We start from the raw sequence: 19,083 nt of genomic DNA, 5'->3' as shown, positions 1-19,083 counted from the left end.
CACGTGCTTGAGCTTAAAAGAAACCAATGAAAATAATAACTCCACAACGCGCGAACAGTAGATTCCCTATCGCCCTCGCGGGCATTCGCTGTAGGGAATGACGGGGTTGGGACGGACATTCACTGTAAGGAATGACGGGTTATTTCCCGTCATCCCGGAAGGTGAGGTACGAAGCTATCCGGGATCTACTCACCACGTGCTTGAGCTTAAAAGAAACCAATGAAAATAATAACTCCACAACGCGCGAACAGTAGATTCCCTATCGCCCTCGCGGGCATTCGCTGTAGGGAATGACGGGGTTGGGACGGACATTCACTGTAGGGAATAACGGATTGGGACGGGCATTCATTGTAAAAAATCACGAGGGTTTAGGCACAAAAAAAGCGACAGGCTCGCACCCATCGCTTTTTATCTCGAAACTCGAAACCTCGTCCCTGCTCTTTCCTCGTCCCTAGATATGCTTACTTCTTCGCTTTAAACTTATCTAGCAAGGCATTTGCTTCTGCTTTTGTCTCGCCGTCACCTTTTAAAACGATATCTTGTAGCAAATCAACTGCGCCACCAATATCGTTCATTTCTAGATACGCTTTCGCAAGATCCAACTGCCCTGCATATTCCCCCGCACTATCCACATCAAACTGACGAATATTGGCGAACATATCAGGGAAATCCTTTAAACCCACATCAAGGTTTAACGGTTTTTCATCAGGATCGTCTTGATGATAATTCGGATCATCTGCTAGCAACTCATCAATACTGATGTAGTTTGATAATGTCGATGGCGCTGTTTTAATATCAGCTTGTGCAAGATCAGGCTGTTTAGACCAATCTTCACTCACAAGTTCAGGCTCTGCTGCTACGCCCTTCCAAACTGCCGCTTCATCTTCCGCTAATACATCTTCATTATCAGCAATATCGCTATCAACAGTCGTGGCTAATAACTGATCACGTTCATCATTATTCAATCCACGCTGCGGTGTTATCGTTGTTGCATCAGCATCATCAAACAACAACGCATCCATATCTAAGCCAGCAGAATCAACCCGATCTTGTTTCGCTTCAGGTGATTGATCAACCTCAGCGGCATCATCGGCGCCTGCTTGTGATTTAAAACCACACTCAAGTGCGTATTGCTCTAGCTCATGTTGCTCTTCAAATGATGCAAATAAAGCCTCATTTTCGTCAAACTCCGGTAGCGTGCTAACATCAATGTTATCAAACGCATATTCCAAATGGCGCGCAGTATCAAACGGAGAGTATTCAGACTCTGTAGTCGTCGTGCTTGCTTCTACTGGTGCGGGTTGACGTTGTTCCGCGGCTTGTGCTGCTTGTTGTAATTGACGCGTAACATTATCGATTGCCACTTGCTCATCAATCTCAGAGCGATCATCCATTTGCTCTAATGGTGAGGCTTGTGGATCATCAAAGGCAGAAGTTTCATCAAACTCAGGTAAGTCATCAAGGCTTAAAGGTGCGTTATGCACCGCATCGGCCGCTGGCAACGCTGACATTTCATCATCATAGTGATCAAACGCGGCTTGCTCATCAAACTCGGGCAAATCATCAAGATTAAATGCGGTTGTTGCGGGATCAGCCGCTAACAGCTCATCTAATAAATCAGTACTATTTTCGTCAAACTTAATGTCAGATGTTACGGCTTGAGCATCACTTTCATCGGCAAGTAATTCATCTAGCAATGCAGTACTGTTTTCAGCTAGCTCAATCTCGCTATCCAATGACTTAGCATCATCATCTGCAACTAAATCATCTAATAATTCAGTGCTATTTTCAGCAAATAATGAGTCGCTGTCGTTAGTTTCTGTTGGTGTCGTTGTTGAAGTAATATCAGGTAAATCATGATTAAATTGGGTAAATAACGCATCCAACTCATCTTGAGAAACAACCGTCGTTCCTTCTATCTCAGCTTCTGACTTCTTAGCATCAGAGCTTGATGCTTGCGCTTGTTGCAGAATCTCATCTAATAACGCTTGATCAGAAAGTTGCTTCTCAGTATCACTATCCTCTGCTGCCACTAAAGCTGTTGAGGATGGCGTTACTTCGTCATATTCAGACAAATCAAAATTAGCATTATCTTCTTCGCTTAGGGATTTTTCCCATAACGCAGCCAACGCTTCATCGGCACTTGGCTCAGGCTTGGCATCAAACTCATCCAATGCCCGTTCCATATCTTCTAGACCGATAGCATTATCGTTAGAGACCGAAATAGAACCAAAACTGTTATCAAATGCATCATCATCAAAATCTGTCTTTGGTGACGCATTTACAGCTTGAGAGGCTTCTGTTTCTGCTGTGTTAACAACCTCTGTTGCCGGTGCGACAACGGTATCTTGTTTTTTATCAAGTTGGTTAGGCTCTATATCTGCAAACAAATCATCATCGGCAAATAAATCATCAAGGTCGTCATCATGATCATTACCAACGAAATCTATCGGTGGCACAACAGCGATCGTATTGTCGTTATCATCCATCGTTGGTGCTGGTAATGATGGCTGTTGAGGCTCATCTTTTTTACGACGGAAGAACAATAATGCTAATAATGCCGCTATCAAACCACCAGGAATAATGCCAGCAGCAGCTAATGCCCATGGATTACTAGTGAAGCGCTCAAGCCATGTTGTTGCGACTGGCGTTTCAAGTTGTTGAGGCTGTTGTTGCTCTAAAAACGACACCATTTTTTGACGAATGCTGTCACTTTCCGTGATTTGATCTTTTAATGCATCCATATCTTGCTGCATAGCGGATAATCGTAACCGTAATGCATGGTTACTTTCTACTAGCGCATTCATTTTAACATCAGTGACATCAACTTGTGGCTGTTGTGGTTTCAAAGGCACAACAGTCGAGTTACCCTCATCAACTTCACTTACATCGGTTAACACTGCATCTTTTACGATAGCGGCCGTGGCAACATTTGCCGCTGTCGATGCTACTTCTGGATCAATATCGGTTTCAGGTGTTGTGTTAGGCTCGGCCTTAACTGGGGTTAACGAGGGCTTCGGTGATAACTTAATCACTCGCGGGGCTTTAGCGGCAGCAGCTTGCTGTTTGGCTAATTGTTCTTCAGCTAGACGTCTTTTTTCTAATTCCGTAGCATAAGGCGCACGTAATTGATCTGCCGCTAATTTACGGCTGACTGAACTCACACGTTGTTGTTGGATTTGATCCATTGTCGGTAATTTTAGGTAACTACCCGGCAACAATGAGTGAATATTATTATTTTCAAACGCATCACGATTTAAATTATAAATAGCGCCAATAACTTTAAAAATAGACACGTTTTTATTGGGTAAATGGCGTGAAGCAATGCCCCATAACGTTTCATTTTCATAGGTTGGGCCATAATTACGCGCCATTGACGACGATGTTGAAAACTGTTTTGTCGGTATGGTCAACTGACCCGTAGTCGCATCTCGATTAAGAGTTGCGTACGAGCTATCTTCACTCTCGGGACCGACGATACGTATAGTATTGGCATTCACTACCGGTAAGTAAGAAGAAATAGTAACAAAAGCTACCGGTAGTACCATACGTTTAAGTATTTTTGGGATGTTAGACACTGCCTACATTCCTCTTTGGCAGAGATAAAATTGCCCGAAATCGTCGCATGGCAACAAATTCGAAATAATAGTTTCTGGTGATAACGACCTAATAATAACGACCAATATCAATAAAGCTTGAATAGCTATATTTAATCATAATAAGCGCCATATTATGTCAAGTTATCAGCAAAAGAAAAGCAAGCAGCTAACGAAATAAAAAAGCGACAGGCTTGCACCCATCGCTTTGTTATTGTGTTAGCAAGTTTGTTCGCACTATTCGTGTTGATACACAGTAATAACGCGATCTAGACCTTACTTTTATTGCTGTTAATTACAAATAGTCTGCAATTAATTTTTCAGCAATCTGAACACTGTTAGTTGCCGCGCCTTTACGAACGTTATCAGCCACAATCCACATGTTTAGACCACATGGGTGACTAATATCTTCACGAATACGACCAACCATTACATGATCTTTGCCTACTGCATCGGTAACTTGAGTTGGGTATTCGTTGCCAGGGAAGACTTCGATACCATCCGTATTTTCAAGTAAGTTAATGGCTTCTTCTAATACGATTGGTTGATGTGTTTCAACATGCACCGCTTCGCCATGACCAAAGAATGAAGACACACGCACACAGGTTGGATTCACACGAATACTAGCATCGCCTAAAATCTTTTGTGTTTCCCACACCATTTTCATTTCTTCTTTGGTGTAGCCGTTGTCCATAAACTCATCAATCTGTGGAATACAGTTAAATGCAATTTGCTTATCGTAAGCTTTAGTTTCGATAGGCAAACCATTAAGCAATTTCGCTGTTTGCCCTGCTAGTTCATCGATACCTTTACGACCAGAACCAGAAACTGATTGGTAAGTCGCAACGTTAATACGATCAATACCGTAAGCATCTTGAATCGGCTTCAGTGCAACTAACATTTGAATCGTTGAACAGTTAGGGTTAGCAATAATGTTACGGTTACGGTAATCCGCAATCGCTTCAGGGTTTACTTCTGGAATCACTAACGGTACATCATATTCATAACGGAATTCAGAAGTATTATCGATAACAACTACGCCTTGCTCTGCGGCAATCGGTGCCCAATGGCGTGATGCTTCAGCACCCGCTGAGAACAAAGCAATTTGCACTTGGCTCCAGTCGAAATCTTCTACATTACGAACGCGGGTTGATTTACCTTTAAAACGTAACGCTTTACCTGCGCTACGATCACTTGCCAGCAAGTAAAGATTGCGAACAGGAAAATTGCGTGCTTCTAGCACTTCGACCATAGCTTCGCCTACTGCGCCTGTTGCGCCGAGTATTGCGATATCATATTCCTGACTCATTGAGTGACCTCTACTACTGTAAAACCTAATTTAGCCAGCGACTCTACCGCAAACTCGGCCTTCGCCGCTACTGTAATCGCACTATATTCACGTCGATCCCTGTAATTTTTACGCATTAGATCAAATGCGATAGCCATTTTGCTGTTATCGTCACCAGCCGCTAACATTTCACGACGGAAAATACCGTCATCTTTACGAACATCATAAACTAATTGGATCAAGCTAAATAACGTCGCTTCATCCCATTTTCGGCTTAATTGCACCTGAGGTACAGGTGCAACCGGTAATAAATCACTCGCTAACGCATGGTGATCATTACTTAAAAACTGACAAAAACGGTTAAACACCATTGTAGTGCCACGTGCTTTGCCTTCAAGGCCGTATCCCGCCACATGGGGAGTAGCAAATGCTAATAACGGTAATAATGCTAAATCAACTAACGGCTCTTGTTCAAATACATCTAATACCGCAGTTAATGCTTTACCACTGCCATCAACTGAAGCTTGTAATGCCTGTTTTAACGCTTGGTTATCCACCACAGGACCACGAGCAGCATTAATTAAAATCGCATTGGGCTGCATTGCCGCTAAAAAGTGAGCATCGATTAAATGATGAGTTGGGTATTCACCACTACGTGTAATCGGGGTATGGACTGTGATCACATCACACTCAGCCAATAAACGCTCAAGTGAATCAAACTGACGTTCATCACCTTGAGCTTGCTTTAAGGGATCGTTTAATAAATAACGAATACCCAAAGCATCCAAACATTTCGCTAAATACGTTCCCACATTACCAGCACCAATAATGCCAATAGTGCGATCAAAAATTGAAAAATCCTGCTGCTGACCTAGTACCATCAAGCTACTTAACACATATTCAGCCACACCCACTTTGTTACAACCAGGTGCTGCGGTAAATGTAATGCCCTTGGCGGCTAATAAATCCTGATCAACATGATCTTGACCCGCAGTTGCAGTACCCACAAATTTAAGTTTGTCGGCTTTAGCAATCAGATCAGCGTTTACTTTGGTTACAGAACGGATCATTAAAGCATCAATGCCAACTAAATCATCAGCGGTTAATGTACGTCCAGGTTTTGCAATAACGTCGCCTAACTGGCTAAATAATTCCTGAGCATAAGGCATGTTTTCATCGATAAGGATTTTCATATACGTCCTGTAGCAAAAATTCAAAATAAAGGTTCGCGCAGGAGATTATATAGGAGAGAGGAACAGGTGGCGAGAGTTCGAAGTGACGAGAGGTGAGAGTTCGAAGTGGCGAAATTATAGAAGTAAAAGAACAAGCCTAACACTTATTCCTAATTTATCTTTAAATGTCATCTGGCATGTTGATAATACTCAAAATAATGAATGAACAACATATAACAAAGTGATTATCAAAAGTGATCAAAATAAAGCAGAAAAATAATATAACTCACTGCATATATCGCACTAAATAATAAAAAAAAGTAAAATATTTTACTGTATATATTTTTTTTAAACGGATAATACAAATAACAACAAGGACAACAAGTTGCGGTTGTAAATAAAAATTTCCCACACTTACGACACGGTTTTAATCTATCCATAATCCATTTCCCGCATAGATAATACTAATAAAACATATACTATCTATTTATACATTATCTCCCCATAAAAAAATGTAGAACTATCCGCACTTCATATATCTGAATAAAATAGACGCTATTATATATACCGTATTACCGTCTTCGGCTCTCCACCAGCCCTAAAACCTCGTCTCTGTTTTTGTTTTATTCTCGAAACCTCGCCCCTGCTCTTCCTCGCGCCTCAAAACCCACACATACAAAAAAGCGACAGGCTTTCACCTATCGCTTTTTTATGCTGTGGATTATCAGACACAAAGCCTCGTTACTCGAAACCTCGCCCCTGCTCTTCCTTAATTACGCTTCGTACTTCTTAATCACTAGCGTTGCGTTTGTACCACCGAAACCAAAGCTGTTAGACATAACAGTCTTAAGTTCAACATCGCGCTTTTCAGTCACGATATCAAGGCCTTTAGCCGCTTCGTCTAGGTTTTCAATGTTGATACTTGGCGCAACAAAACCATGCTCAAGCATTAGCGTTGAGTAGATAGCTTCGTGAACACCAGCCGCACCTAGTGCGTGACCAGTCATTGCTTTAGTTGCAGAGATAGCAGGGCTGTGATCGCTAAATAGCTCTTGAATAGCACCAAGCTCTTTTAGATCGCCAACAGGTGTTGATGTACCGTGAGTGTTGATGTAGTCAACAGGTGCATCAAGATCTTTCATTGCCATCTTCATACAACGCACTGCGCCTTCACCTGATGGTGCTACCATGTCGTAGCCGTCAGATGTTGCGCCATAACCTACGATCTCACCGTAGATTTTTGCGCCACGCGCTAATGCGTGCTCAAGTTCTTCAACAACTACCATGCCGCCGCCGCCAGAGATAACGAAACCGTCACGGTCTGCATCGTAAGTGCGTGATGCTTTTGATGGATCATCGTTGTACTTAGTAGACAACGCGCCCATTGCATCAAACATCATGGTTAGTGACCAATCAAGTTCTTCACCGCCACCAGCAAAAACAACATCTTGTTTGCCTAGTTGAATAAGCTCAACCGCGTGACCGATACAATGTGCAGATGTTGCACATGCAGAACTCATTGTGTAGTTAACACCACGAATTTTAAATGGTGTTGCTAGACATGCAGAAACAGTTGAAGACATAGTACGTGGTACCATGTAAGGACCTACACGCTTAACGCCTTTTTCACGTAGAGTGTCGACTGCATGGTATTGGTTGTATGATGATGCACCACCAGAACCTGCAACTAAACCAGTACGCTCGTTAGATACTTGATCTTCCGCTAGACCAGAATCCGCAACCGCTTGTTCCATAGATAGGTAAGCAAACGCAGCCGCATCACCCATGAAACGCATTTTTTTACGATCAATGTGCTCAGACGGTGTGATTTTTAGATCACCCCAAACATTTGAACGCAATTTCATTTCAGCGAATTGCTCAGAGTAGTTAATACCTGATTTACCAGTTTTTAGGGATTCTAATACTTCAGCAACGTTGTTACCGATACTAGATACAATACCCATGCCTGTAATTACGGCTCGTTTCATGATGAATTCCTAGTGATATTAATGGAAATACCTACTCATTTTATAGAACAATGACTGCCCTATCTCAATGACTAGAATACGTCCCAAACGGCTTTAAAATCTGCGCTCACATTCCCTATTTCGTTTGCTATAGCGAACGAAAACACGCGATATTAAAGATGTTTGGGCCGATATTGTCTAATTTAACCTTCTTCTTTAAAAATAAACAAAAAAGTTAACGATTGTTTAGTACGAGAACTATAACGGCTTTGCTCCTGAAAAGTGGTCAGCTTTCCTGTATTTCAGGTACAATCTAATCAAAATTGCCCTACAATCGCATTTAGAACCCCTAATTGATGCATTTTCATGCATAAAATGGTGGCAAAATGCTCAGCAGCTAAACAAGAGGTTCGTTTTGTCTCGTCCTACCCCTGCACAGTCTACACTCCGGATTGAAAATGCCATCCTTGATTGGAATGACGTTGGTAGCCCATTATCCACCGACTTTGATGATATCTATTTCTCAAATGACGACGGACTAGAAGAAACACGTTATGTGTTCATCAAACAAAATGGTTTACCTGAGCGCTGGCATGATTTTGATCGACGTCGATTTGTCGTTGCAGAAACAGGGTTTGGTACTGGACTTAATTTTTTTGCATTGTGGCAAACATTTAAAGCCTTTCGTGAGCAACACCCAGACGCAACCGTCAAAGAATTACACTTTATTAGCTTTGAAAAAGCCCCAATTACTAAACAAGATCTCCTCAAAGCACACCAAGTATGGCCAGAACTAGCCGAGTTCACTCAAAAGCTTGATCAACATTATCCCCCCGCAGTTGCAGATTGTCACCGTATTGTGCTTGAAAATGGCATGATCACCCTTGATTTATGGTTTGGCGACATTAAAGACTGTATGCCTCAAGTTTGGGTTGGCAATAACGGCCTTGTTGATGCTTGGTTCTTAGATGGTTTTGCACCAAAGAAAAACCCTGAAATGTGGAGTCAAGATCTGTTCAATAATATGGCGAATATGGCGCGCCCTGGGTGTACCGTTGCAACCTTTACTGCGGCAGGTTTTGTCCGCCGAGGCCTCAGTGAAGCGGGCTTTGATATTCAAAAAGCCAAAGGTTTTGGTGTTAAGCGTCACATGACCGTGGGTACAATAATTAAAAACCACCAGCAAGCGAATTTTAAACCGTGGTTTGCTCGTAGTTCACAACAAACCGCGCAATCAGAGCCAACTGATATCGCCATTATTGGTGGTGGTATCGCATCAGCTACAACCGCTATTTCACTGATCCGCCGCGGTCAAACAGTCAGCTTATATTGTGCTGATAGCGAATTAGCCCAAGGCGCATCAGGCAATCGTCAAGGCGCAGTCTACCCGCTTCTTAACGGTAAACATGACGCTCTCTCTCGTTTTTTTGCGCCTGGCTTTATTTATGCACGTCAATTTGTTGAACAAGCGGCTCAATACTGCCAATTTGATCATGATTGGTGTGGCGTCACCCAATTAGCGTGGGATGAGAACGGTAAAAATCTCACTGAAACAGAAAAACAACACGCAATCACAACTAATGATAAAAAACTCGGTCGCCAGACCCAAAAATTAGATTGTATGTTAGCGGGTGGTTTTCCATCATCATTAGTGCAAAGTTTGACCGTTGAACAAACCCTTGCAATCACAGGTGTTGAAACTGATTGTCGCAGTGTTAATTATCCGCTCGGTGGCTGGTTATGCCCACAACAGTTAACCCAAGCATTAATAGAATCTGCCGTTAAAACAGGCAAACTGACATTACACCTTAACCGTGACGTTACGGCATTAGAGCAAATCAAAACCGAATCTAATCACTCACAATGGCAACTAACCTTTGCTGATGGTACTACGGCTGATCACACCACCGTTGTTGTGGCTAATGGTCATCGTTTTAATCAATACCCACAAACAGCCCCAATTCCAACCTCGTCAGTACGCGGCCAAGTTAGCCATGTACCAACAAATGCACAATTAACCAAACTGGAAACAGTATTGTGTTACGACGGCTATTTAACGCCAGCTAACACCAATACAGACAGTCATTGCATAGGCGCTAGTTATGCACGTCGTAATTGCGATCTTGATTACAATGAAGTAGACCAACAACAAAACAAGCAACGTTTATTAGACAGTGTTCCTGCAACAACCTCATGGGCGAGTGAGATTGATGTTGACGCATTCGATCAACCCTCACGTGCGCGCATTGGCGTCCGTTGTGCCAGTCGCGATCATTTACCGTTTGTTGGCAATGTGTGTCGCTATGATGATTTGATTAAGCAATATCAGGATCTAAAAGATAACCAGCTTTACGCTCAAAATGTCCCTGTTTATCAAAACTTATTTGCGATTGTTGGTTTAGGCTCGCGCGGGTTAAGTTCAGCACCTTTACTAGGTGAATTATTAGCATCACAAATTTGTGGCGATCCATTACCACTGCCACACTCAGTACTAGATGCGCTCCACCCTGGGCGAATGTGGGTGCGAAAATTAGTACGTGGGAAAGAGGTGAGAGCATAGGATTAGAGGGCCGAGATTTTTAGGGACGAGGAAGAGCAAAATTAAAGATAGCGAGTGTCGATAGATTTAGTATCTCGTTCATAACCTCACAGTAGGGAATGACAGGGTTATTTTCCGTCATCCCAGAAGTTGAGGCACGAAGCTATCCGGGATCTACTCACCGCGTGCTTGAGCCATAAAGATGCCAGTGAATTCAATAACTCCACAACGCGCGAATAGTAGATTCACTATCGCCCTCGCGGGCATTCACTTAGCCCATTACCCGTCATCCCGGAAGGTGAGGCACGAAGCTATCCGGGATCTACTCACCGCGTGATTGAGCCATAAAGACACCAGTGAATTCAATAACTCCACAACGCGCGAACAGTAGATTCCCTATCGCCCTCGCGGGCATTCACTGTAGGGAATGACGGGGTTATTTTCCGTCATCCCGGAAGGTGAGGTACGAAGCTATCCGGGATCTACTCACCGCGTGCTTGAGCCATAAAGATGCCAGTGAATTCAATAACTCCACAACGCGCGAATAGTAGATTCCCTATCGCCCTCGCGGGCATTCGCTGTAGGGAATGACGGGGTTATTACCCGTCATCCCGGAAGGTGAGGCACGAAGCTATCCGGGATCTACTCACCGCGTGATTGAGCCTTAAATATACCAATGAATTCAATAACTCCACAACGCGCGAACAGTAGATTCCCTATCGCCCTCGCGGGCATTCACTGTAGGGAATGACGGGGTTATTTCCCGTCATCCCGGAAGCTGAGGCACGAAGCTATCCGGGATCTACTCACCGCGTGCTTGAGCCATAAAGACACCAGTGAATTCAATGACTCCACAACACGCGAACAGTAGATTCCCTATCGCCCTCGCGGGCATTCGCTGTAGGGAATGACGGGGATGGGACGGACATTCGCTGTAGAGAATAAGAGTTATCACAATAAACTATCGTACAAATCTAGCCATTGTGGATTATTCTCCTTAATTAATTGCTCTTTCCACGTTCGACGCCATTTCTTTAATTGCTTCTCCCGTTTAATCGCCGTCGTCATAGAATCAAATCGTTCATAATGCACTAAATTATGTACTTGATATTTATGCGAAAAGCCACCGACCAGATTATTTCTGTGCTGCCAAATTCGAGTGACTAATTGGCTAGTCACTCCAACATACAACACCCGCTTATTAGCTGATGCCAAAATATAAACCACAGGCTTTTTATTCACTTGCAGCCACGATAATTTCAGCCTCAGGCTTAACCTTCCTCAACTCTGCCGCTAATGCCGTCTGTGCTTCAAGATCGCCATGCACCACTTTAATCACTTGTGGGCCTTGCTCTATATCAGCCACAAAACTGACCAGATCCTCTTGTGCAGCATGGGCAGAATAGCCTGACAATTGGTGAATCTGCGCCGCAACATCAATCACCTTATCATCAATTTTAATCACTTTTTCGCCATCGACTAATGCGCGTCCGGTGGTACCTTGTGCTTGATAACCTGCAAAAATAACATCGGTACGTTTATCTGCTAACAAGGCTTTTAAATAATTTACCACTCGCCCACCTGAGCACATACCGCTGGCGGCAACAATGATCGCAGGCTCACCTGAATGCTGAAGACGATTAACCAATTCAATATGATCTGCATGACTATCAATGGTAATGCATTGTTCAAATGCTAATGGATGTCGCCCCATATAACGTCGTTGCTTGGCTTCTTTAGCCCATAGCTCATGAAAATGACGATATTGTTCCGTTACCTTTTGTGCCAATGGTGAATCCAATATTACGGGTAATGTTTTCCACACCCTTTTAATGGTTTGATCTTCATTAGGATCAACATCCACTTCTGCAATAATATTTTCGAGATCAAATAACAATTCTTGAGTACGACCGACACTAAAAGCAGGAATAACAATTGCGCCACCATCTTGCAATGAACGCTCAATGATCTGTTTTAATACCCGTTGTCGATATTCAAGCGGGTGGTGAGGTTTATCGCCATACGTACTTTCAATTACTAATGTATGCGCAGATGTCGGTGGAACAGGATCAGTGAGTAATGGCGTATTTTTAGGTCCAAGATCGCCACTAAAAACCACTATTTCATTGGTCGGCAATTTAATTTCAATATAGGCCGAACCTAAAATATGCCCTGCCGGACGAAAACGAATCTTAACTAACTCACCTGTGGGTAATACAATTTGTGCCCAGCAATCATAAGGTACCGGACGAATACGCTGGTGTATTAATGCCAATGCTTTTTCACATTGCTTATTATTGAGCCCTAACTGAATTTTAAGTCCATCTTCTAACATCAAGGGGACTAAACCTGCTGTTGCCTCGGTCGCGTAAATAGGCCCAGAAAACCCAGCCGCAAGTAACCACGGCAAGCGGCCTATATGATCAATATGGCTATGAGTCAGTAATAATGCAGCTATATTATTAATATCAAATTCAATATCTAACGTATCACGGGCTTCTTTTCCTTGGAATAAACCACAATCAATTAATAAACTATTATCCCCCATAATAAGCTCATGACATGATCCTGTTACTCCCGTTTTCGCGCCATGATGAACAATATTCACTGCTATCCCCTCTGCTTGTAATAAATAAAAGTCCTATAATGCCAGCGTACTGATATTGTTAGAAATGTTAACAGATAGAACTAGGAAGCATTCGCCGTTACAATGTTAATGTAATGTAACAAACATTAAGGAGTACATATTAGATCACAAAAAAACGCCCCAAAATATACAACCAAACACATATCAACTGTAATAGCGCTCTAATCATCAATTAAGAGAGCTTGTCGATTATGTATCCGATCATTATTGCTATTCATGGCAGAGGAAATAAACTGCCGACAACAACGCTAAGTGCGCATTGGCAACAAGCACTTAAACATGGCTTACAACGCTATAACCAATCCCAATTACACCCTCAAATTGATTTTAAAATGGCCTATTATGCTGATCACTTTTACCAACAACCTTTAGTGTTATCAGCAGCGACTACCAACGCGATTGCGCAGATTCACACCATAAAACCGTTACCTACTTATAACCGTCATGACAAAGAGCAGCCAATTCCCCTTCCTACATCACCACATTGGGCAACTAAAATGGCAGAGTGGATGGAAGATAAATTCAATATCTTCTCTTTTATCTCTAAGCCATTTTTAAAATCATTACTGCCAGATATCCATTACTATTTTCATGATTCAAGCTATCAGCGAGCTGTCGAACAACCATTAATAAAGCTGCTTAATCAATACCAACATCGACCAATCATTTTACTTAGCCATTCAATGGGCACCGTGATCGCTTATAACGTTCTCCACCAGCTTAGTCGCCAAACTACCCCGCCACAAATCAGCACTTGGTTTACCTTTGGCTCTCCACTTGGACTCACCAGCGTTAAAGGCTTTTTACCCAAAATCACTCACCAGCCCAGTGTCAAAAAGTTAGCCACGCCTGATTGTGTTACCGAGCAATGGATCAACGTCAGTGATAAAACCGACATCGTGTGTATCGATCATGATTTAAGCGATGATTACCTTGCTAATCGTCATCAAATACAGCCTCAAGATTATTACATTACCAATCACTATCCGGGTAATTCACACAAATCTTATGGTTATTTATGGAGTGATGTTATCGCGAAATACGGTATTCCAAAGGTGACATTATGAAGCCCTTTATTCTGTTAGATCCCGGTCATGGCGGCATTATTAATGGTATTTATCAAACCGCAGGCAAACGCTCACCATTATGGTCCAACGGTAAACAATTATTTGAAGGGGAATTTAATCGTGCTATCACTCAAGGGATCAGCCAAACACTGACTTTACATGGCATTGAGAATAAAATTATTGTACCAGAGCGAGAAGATATCAGCCTTCGTACTCGCGTTAATCGTGCCAACCATTTAGCAACCCAATACCCTCATCATCAATGTTTATTAATTTCAGTCCATGCCAATGCTGGCGGAGGCAAAGGATTTGAGATTTACACCAGCCGCGGCCAAACCAGCAGCGACATTGTTGCCGATCATATCACCCACGCTTTTACGCAAGTGTTTCCCAATAAACCACTTCGAAGTGATTATAGCGATGGCGACAGCGATAAAGAGCGCGGCTTTTATATGCTCAGAAAAACACACATGGCAGCGGTATTAACTGAAAATTTCTTTATGGATAATGAAATCGAATGTTGTTTAATTTTAATGTCACCGAAAGGCCGACAGAAAATTATTGATTATCATGTAAAAGGGATTTTGGCATGGTGCCGTGAGGAGAAGCAGAAGCAAAAAGATAAACAAGAGACAAGAGACAAGAGACAAGAGACAAGAAAAGCAGATAAAACGTGGCTATAAACTAGAGTAAGTTAAACCCAAAAGTATCAAGAAAAAACAGAAGCAACGTCGTCTTTGTTTTTTCTTGATTGTTATTATTTAACTCTTCAAGGAGTAACTTATGCTCGGTGTATTGTCGGAAGACCAAATAAGCGCTTAACAACAGCGGTAATACGCCAAATATAATTAATCACCGTAAAGTAACAAACAAACATCACTAAGAAAGCAATAAACATGGTTGATTCATTAATTCTGGCCGTTTCAGCCCAAATACCAATCGCGGCACAATTAATCGCAAGCAGACAAATAACAAACAGTGTTAATCGTGACGATAATCCCATGCGCTGACAAATATGGTGTAAATGTTCACGATCAGGCTTAAACGGTGATTGACCTTTACGTACTCGACGGATCATTATTGTTGCCATGTCCATCAATGGAATCGCAATTAACCACAATGCAGTAACCGGTTTAAACGCGACGATATTTGCTTCTTGCGTACCACGAACCAATAACCATACCACTGTAAATCCGATAAACACACTGCCTGCATCCCCCATAAAGACTTTAAAGCGTCGTCCAAAAGGCAACCCAAGGTTCAGCATTATATATGGCACCATTGCCGTTACTAATAAGCCACAGAAAAGAGCTAATTCACTATTACCATGAATATAGAACACATACCCCATGGCGGAGAATGTGACAGAGGCTAACCCCCCCAGCAAGCCATCAATACCATCGACCATATTGAAAGCATTAATCGCTCCAATAAATGCGACCACGGTTATAATGCCACCAATAACAGGAGACAATTGTAGAGTTTCACTGCCCATTAAATAGCCGAGGTTATCTAATGAAAGTCCACCGAAAATAATCATTGCTAACGCGATACCCGCTTGTACAACTAATCGTATTTTAAAGCTAATATCGAAATAATCATCAACGACACCAACAACCAATAAAATCAAACTACAACCGAGATACAACAAAAGGGTTAAATTAACAGGTAAAATCAATAACGCGGCAATAGAAAACGCAATAAAAACGGAGATACCACCAACTAAAGGTATAACACCTTGATGATGCTTACGTGCATTCGGCTTATCAACTAAACCAATTCTCTTTGCGACCTTACGCATAATAAATAAAGTAACAAACGACAACACAAAAACAAATATATATGAATATTCCATAATTAAATATTTACCTGTGATTTAAAGTAAAATTTATTATCAATTTAAACAAAGGTATTCATTTAAATGATAACTTTGAAATTAACTTAATAACAGAAACTACAGGCACCATATTACAGAGAAATTAATAGCTAAAGGAATAAAAACGCAAAACTGTCAAAGCAAGAATCTTTAAGATAAATTAAACATAATAAATAATAAAGAAAAAGAAACAACCAAGAAAAATATATTATAAACAATTAGTTAAATTAATATTTTTATAATTAAACAGCTATTCAGCGCCAATAAAACAAAAGCAATAAAACGCACTTAAAAACAGCAGAAATTAATTTGGCAAATAAATATAGGCACAGAAATACAAATAACGTATGGATATTTTAATAAGTATTAAATAACAAACACAAAAAAACCACAATCATTCAATAAGAATATGAATTGTGGTTTCTTAAATATTATATATTAGGCTGTAACTGTTATTGTTGTTTTATAAATTGATATAACAACAAATTAAAATAATGACTACTTTTTCGTTTTTATAAGTTCTGAACTGTAGTCATATTCGCCAAGACGATCTTCACGACGCATTTGCTTTGCTTGCTTATCGTACTCATCAAGTTTGCTTAACCACGCCATAAATTGCTTTAACAGTTGCATATCACTTCACTCTTAAATATATAAATATTCTGAACAACGTCCTGTTCTATTTGCACAGTATATGCACAGCATTAATCATGATCCACACAAAAGAATACATTTAAGGTATATTTGTGACAAAAAGCATAACCGTCAAAAATATGACGACAATACACGGCAGTAGTTATAACTTATTTTTATAGTAAGCATTTTAGTGCTTATTTAATGAGTCAAAAAGGGAACGAGGAGAAAGGTGTCGAGAGGCGAGGTTTTTAGGGATGAAGAAGAACAGAATAGTATCTAAAAACATTTTCCATATCGAAACCTCAGCTCTTCCTCTCCCCTTACTCTATCCCAAACCAAATCAATGCAGTATCATTCATAGGAATAAATAATAGGTATTTGATATGCAACTTAAACCATTACAAAAAGGTCGTTATCAGCAATCTTGGGTTGATGAATATACCAAGATAGAAAAAATAGTCTTAGATTGTATTAGCGAGAAGAGGTTTATCGATGAAGGGCAGTTAGTCATGCAACAAGGACAGCCACTCGGTGCACTGATCTTAGTTAAACAAGGCCGTATAGCATTAAAATATAGTACCCGTAGTGGGCGTACCTTTCAGCTGGGGACAATTTATTGCGATCACCAGATTTTTGGAGAAATGGAGTTTTTTTCTAATTACCGATGTCAGATGGATATCATTGCATCTGAAGCACTCGAAGTGTGGATCATTAACCGCGATAAGCTGCAACAGGCACTGAATCAAAATCCACAACTAGCGTTATTCTTTGCCAGTGCTATAGCTATTGATTATCAAGATACAGTTGAAATTCTAACGCGGCGTTTGCTCTACCCTATTGCTTATAATATTGCCTACGATCTTTATCACCAGCACTTAAATGATCTGCCCATTGATGGCTTTACCAAAGGCTATTTAGAAGCAGAACGCTTTGGTACCTCTGATAGAGTTTATCGTCGTTCAGTACAACAATTGATCACATTAGGCTTAATCAATAAAGAAAAGAAAAAATTAGTGGTTGTGAATATGGATAAGCTCAAAGCCTATTTAGACGCAGAAGAGTAAGCACATAGGTCCTTACTCTTCATTTGATAATCATACTTTTGGTTGCATTAGATTAACGGCATAACATCGCTTGGCGCACTTGGTAACGCTGGCATAGCAATAGCATTACCAAAATAATCGCGTAAATAACCGGAATGGCATACATCACCGTTTGAAGACCGACCACACGCTCAAATACAGAACTGATTGCAGGACTAAACATAGCACCAGCACTACCACTGACTAAAATATATGACACATTCTTACTGCTGGCATTGCGAACAAACGACACCCCATAAGCAATAAAAGCATTATAAAGCGCAGCACACACAAAACCGTAGCCATAGGTTAAGTAAGATAACCATGACATCTTATCTGTGGTCACGATAACCGCCGTGATCACCATCGCCAATGAAATCACCACCAATAAGAAATGTTGAATTTTCATGCGCGATACAATCACCGTCGACACCAATGCGCCCACTAACGCAGCAGACCAGTATTGAGTGATAATGCTACCTGCGTCTTCAAATGGAATCGCAAACTTATCTTTAACAAAGATAGGCGCCCAAGTTAAGAAGGTATAAAGCGCAAGCATGCCAAGGAATAAACCAATACCACCACTAACAATACCGAAATTCCATTCAGACTGTTCTTTCTCGCCATTGATCCCTGAAGCTTCACAAGCTTTAAAGTTAGTGAATACTGCAATAATCGCAGTTGCAATTGCGACCATACCAACAGCTAAGTAACTGTAGCTCCATGATAGACCTTGCGTTAAGGCATAAGTGGTGATCAAAGGGAAGATAACCCCAGCAATGTTAAACGTAGCATCTTGCACCACTAACATTGTGCTTTGAATTTTATCTTTCCACACCGATACCACAATGGTACCCGCGATACATAAACCGACACCGCCACAAAAACCAATCGCAGTCATCGCCATCATCACCACCGTTAAACTGGTGGTCAGATGCAAAATAACCGCCGCAATGGCAATCAATGAATAACAGCCCATTGTCATACGTTTAATACCGATTTTTTCAATCAGGAAAAACGCAGCAATCGTACCTGCTAGTGCGCCACCATTGAGTAATGAAAATATCGACGCAACTTCGTTTACATTGGCTGCAAACTTGGTGGCGATAGGTTCAATTAGCATTCCAAATTGAGTGGCAAAACCTGCCATAATAAAATTGGCAAGGAAACTAAGGGCGGTAAGGGTGATTTTATTCTTCATTGATTCCACTCC

General features: G+C 41.4%; 13 protein-coding genes. 4 read left to right on the top strand and 9 right to left on the bottom strand.

Going from position 1 to position 19,083, the window contains the following annotated elements:
• Window positions 1–461 precede the first annotated feature (461 nt).
• The 4 genes from C9I86_RS16905 to fabB all read right to left on the bottom strand — a co-directional run bounded on the left by C9I86_RS16905 (window position 462) and on the right by fabB (window position 8,044).
• Entirely contained in the window at window positions 462–3,578 is a 3,117-nt protein-coding gene (locus C9I86_RS16905) for a FimV/HubP family polar landmark protein (protein WP_107277019.1), read from the bottom strand.
• A 313-nt stretch (window positions 3,579–3,891) separates the two neighbouring features.
• A complete protein-coding gene (locus tag C9I86_RS16900; RefSeq protein WP_080158003.1) occupies window positions 3,892–4,905 on the bottom strand; it encodes an aspartate-semialdehyde dehydrogenase in 1,014 nt (337 codons plus the stop codon).
• Window positions 4,902–6,077 (bottom strand): 4-phosphoerythronate dehydrogenase, encoded by a 1,176-nt coding sequence (locus C9I86_RS16895; protein WP_107277018.1) that lies wholly within the window; start codon window positions 6,075–6,077, stop codon window positions 4,902–4,904. The genes C9I86_RS16900 and C9I86_RS16895 overlap by 4 nt, the downstream gene beginning before the upstream one ends.
• Window positions 6,078–6,829: 752 nt before the next feature.
• Window positions 6,830–8,044: a beta-ketoacyl-ACP synthase I gene (gene fabB / locus C9I86_RS16890; protein ID WP_080158005.1), complete on the bottom strand. Its 1,215-nt coding sequence runs from the start codon at window positions 8,042–8,044 to the stop codon at window positions 6,830–6,832.
• A 394-nt stretch (window positions 8,045–8,438) separates the two neighbouring features.
• Between fabB and mnmC the strand changes: the two genes are divergently transcribed.
• Entirely contained in the window at window positions 8,439–10,583 is a 2,145-nt protein-coding gene (mnmC, locus tag C9I86_RS16885) for a bifunctional tRNA (5-methylaminomethyl-2-thiouridine)(34)-methyltransferase MnmD/FAD-dependent 5-carboxymethylaminomethyl-2-thiouridine(34) oxidoreductase MnmC (RefSeq protein WP_107277017.1), read from the top strand.
• Between the two features lie 930 nt (window positions 10,584–11,513).
• Here mnmC and C9I86_RS16880 read toward each other — a convergent pair.
• Both C9I86_RS16880 and C9I86_RS16875 read right to left on the bottom strand, forming a co-directional pair.
• Window positions 11,514–11,804: a GIY-YIG nuclease family protein gene (locus C9I86_RS16880; protein ID WP_107277016.1), complete on the bottom strand. Its 291-nt coding sequence runs from the start codon at window positions 11,802–11,804 to the stop codon at window positions 11,514–11,516.
• The gene (locus C9I86_RS16875) at window positions 11,797–13,170 is read right to left on the bottom strand and encodes an MBL fold metallo-hydrolase RNA specificity domain-containing protein (protein WP_107277015.1); all 1,374 of its coding nucleotides are present in this window, start codon (window positions 13,168–13,170) and stop codon (window positions 11,797–11,799) included. Before C9I86_RS16875 ends, C9I86_RS16880 begins: the two co-directional genes overlap by 8 nt.
• A 230-nt stretch (window positions 13,171–13,400) precedes the next feature.
• Here C9I86_RS16875 and C9I86_RS16870 point away from each other — a divergent pair, with 230 nt between their 5' ends.
• Window positions 13,401–14,276 carry an alpha/beta hydrolase gene (locus tag C9I86_RS16870; protein ID WP_107277014.1) on the top strand — a complete coding sequence of 292 codons (876 nt, stop codon included), beginning with the start codon at window positions 13,401–13,403 and terminating at the stop codon, window positions 14,274–14,276.
• Window positions 14,273–14,959: an N-acetylmuramoyl-L-alanine amidase gene (locus C9I86_RS16865; RefSeq protein WP_241956910.1), complete on the top strand. Its 687-nt coding sequence runs from the start codon at window positions 14,273–14,275 to the stop codon at window positions 14,957–14,959. The genes C9I86_RS16870 and C9I86_RS16865 overlap by 4 nt, the downstream gene beginning before the upstream one ends.
• Before the next feature lie 98 nt (window positions 14,960–15,057).
• Here C9I86_RS16865 and wecA read toward each other — a convergent pair whose 3' ends face one another.
• Window positions 15,058–16,131, bottom strand: coding sequence for a UDP-N-acetylglucosamine--undecaprenyl-phosphate N-acetylglucosaminephosphotransferase (wecA, locus tag C9I86_RS16860; protein WP_107277012.1), 1,074 nt, complete (start codon window positions 16,129–16,131; stop codon window positions 15,058–15,060).
• Window positions 16,132–16,650: 519 nt separating this feature from the next.
• Complete coding sequence (locus tag C9I86_RS20355) at window positions 16,651–16,785, bottom strand: hypothetical protein (protein WP_255418394.1); 135 nt, start codon at window positions 16,783–16,785, stop codon at window positions 16,651–16,653.
• A gap of 386 nt (window positions 16,786–17,171) precedes the next feature.
• Between C9I86_RS20355 and C9I86_RS16855 the strand changes: the two genes are divergently transcribed.
• Window positions 17,172–17,852, top strand: coding sequence for a Crp/Fnr family transcriptional regulator (locus C9I86_RS16855; protein WP_080158014.1), 681 nt, complete (start codon window positions 17,172–17,174; stop codon window positions 17,850–17,852).
• 52 nt (window positions 17,853–17,904) lie between these two features.
• Here the strand turns inward: C9I86_RS16855 and tsgA are convergent, their stop codons facing one another.
• Complete coding sequence (gene tsgA / locus C9I86_RS16850) at window positions 17,905–19,071, bottom strand: MFS transporter TsgA (protein WP_107277011.1); 1,167 nt, start codon at window positions 19,069–19,071, stop codon at window positions 17,905–17,907.
• Window positions 19,072–19,083 lie beyond the last annotated feature (12 nt).

This window comes from Photobacterium sp. NCIMB 13483 (assembly GCF_003025475.1).
In the GTDB taxonomy this organism is placed as follows: domain Bacteria; phylum Pseudomonadota; class Gammaproteobacteria; order Enterobacterales; family Vibrionaceae; genus Photobacterium; species Photobacterium piscicola.
Note: the sequence above shows the minus strand (reverse complement) of the source record. Positions and strands in the feature narration are given on the sequence as shown.